Origin of the sequence: Okeania hirsuta (assembly GCF_003838195.1) — a bacterium.
GTDB classification, from domain to species: Bacteria; Cyanobacteriota; Cyanobacteriia; order Cyanobacteriales; family Microcoleaceae; genus Okeania; species Okeania hirsuta.
In genome coordinates this window covers 1-1175 of record NZ_RCBY01000605.1, presented here as the reverse complement: position 1 = coordinate 1175, position 1175 = coordinate 1, and the positions used below count along the sequence as shown (strand labels likewise).

The following is a 1175-nucleotide window of genomic DNA, read 5'->3' as shown; positions in this document are numbered from 1 at the left end:
CACTTGAAGACTCGGTTGGGGAACCAAAACCAGATCCAGAAGCCTCAGATCAGACAACAGTCAAAGAAGGGAGTTTAGAGCCTACACAAGCCGAAGGTGCAGGGATACAGCAAATAGATCCTGTGCCCTATACATCAAAAACTGGGAAAGATCTTTCAATACAGGAGGCAGCCTTCGAATTGAAGGGAGAACCAATAGAAGGGGCAGGTTTAGTACTGCTAGCCCCGTATCTAAGCCCTTTCTTGAAGAAGCTCAGCTGATTCCACAAAAGGGGGACCCGCTTCCGCCTATCGGGCCGTACACCTTTTACATTTTCTGGCCTTTGGTGACCAGCTTGCGAGGAACCTTTCCTGGCCATCCCAAAGATATTGTGTGGACTGACTTTAGCAGAGCCTGTCCCTTTGGTTTTGCAGCAAGGACTTACAGAAGCAGAGAAACAGGAAGGGCTGAATCTGCTCAAAGCGATAATCCATAATTGGGCAGCCTTGAAGAGGACTAAGCCAGATGGCCTACGTGAAGGATTTTTACAAAGATCTGGCCTATTGTCTTGGCAAGAAGCTGATCACCGATGCATCTGAAGGTAGAACGTAAAGGAAAGAGATGTTCTTTGGATGAAATTCCTTGGAGTTATTCAGTATTCAAAATGAGTTGGGCGGATTGGTTCATCGTAGTAGACTGGTGAGATATTGATAAATGCATACGGTCACAAATAAATCGGAGATTTTCGGCGAAAGCCGCTAATTCGAAGCAAGCGTCCTTCGGAAAGCAACCCCCTGCGCCTTTTTCCAACCAAGTTAACGGTAAACCAGCCGGGTGATGCTATGAACAAGAGGCTGATACGGTGGCCGATCAGGTAATGCGTATGCGGAATGGTGACTCGCCACTGGTACAGAGGATGACCTTCACCCCCATTGGCAGTATACAAAGAGAATGTGCCCTTGTGAGAGTGAAGACGGGCAAGCACCTAATTACGTGATGCGCAGTGAAGAGCAAGAAGAACCATTACAGCGAAAATGCAGTAGTTGTGGATCAGAAGAAGGCCCATTTGTCCAAAGGGCTCTGCTGGTAAGTCCTGAACTGACCTGTAAGGCATGTCGCGATATTCCTGAAGTACAAAGGAAAGATCAGATCATGGGAGCGTCTCCTGCCGGGAATGCAGCTCCTCCAATCGTGGA

3 protein-coding genes and 1 pseudogene are annotated in these 1175 nt (G+C 48.0%); all 4 read left to right on the top strand.

Going from position 1 to position 1175, the window contains the following annotated elements:
* Nucleotides 1–260 (top strand): hypothetical protein (locus D5R40_RS38740; protein WP_205127862.1); only part of this gene is annotated, 260 nt, incomplete at its 5' end.
* Between the two features lie 84 nt (nucleotides 261–344).
* Nucleotides 345–578 (top strand): annotated as a pseudogene (locus D5R40_RS43375) (contractile injection system tape measure protein); the annotation flags it as partial.
* On the top strand, nucleotides 569–682 hold the full coding sequence (locus D5R40_RS43370) for a contractile injection system tape measure protein (protein ID WP_375339456.1): 114 nt from the start codon (nucleotides 569–571) through the stop codon (nucleotides 680–682). The pseudogene D5R40_RS43375 and the gene D5R40_RS43370, both read left to right, overlap by 10 nt.
* A gap of 293 nt (nucleotides 683–975) precedes the next feature.
* Nucleotides 976–1175: hypothetical protein (locus tag D5R40_RS38735; protein WP_205127861.1), on the top strand; the 200-nt coding region annotated here is incomplete at its 3' end.

Bases quoted from the DNA above. Each gene is read 5' to 3' on its own strand.
- D5R40_RS43370 (WP_375339456.1), top strand. From the start codon at position 569: ATGCATCTGAAGGTAGAACGTAAAGGAAAGAGATGTTCTTTGGATGAA.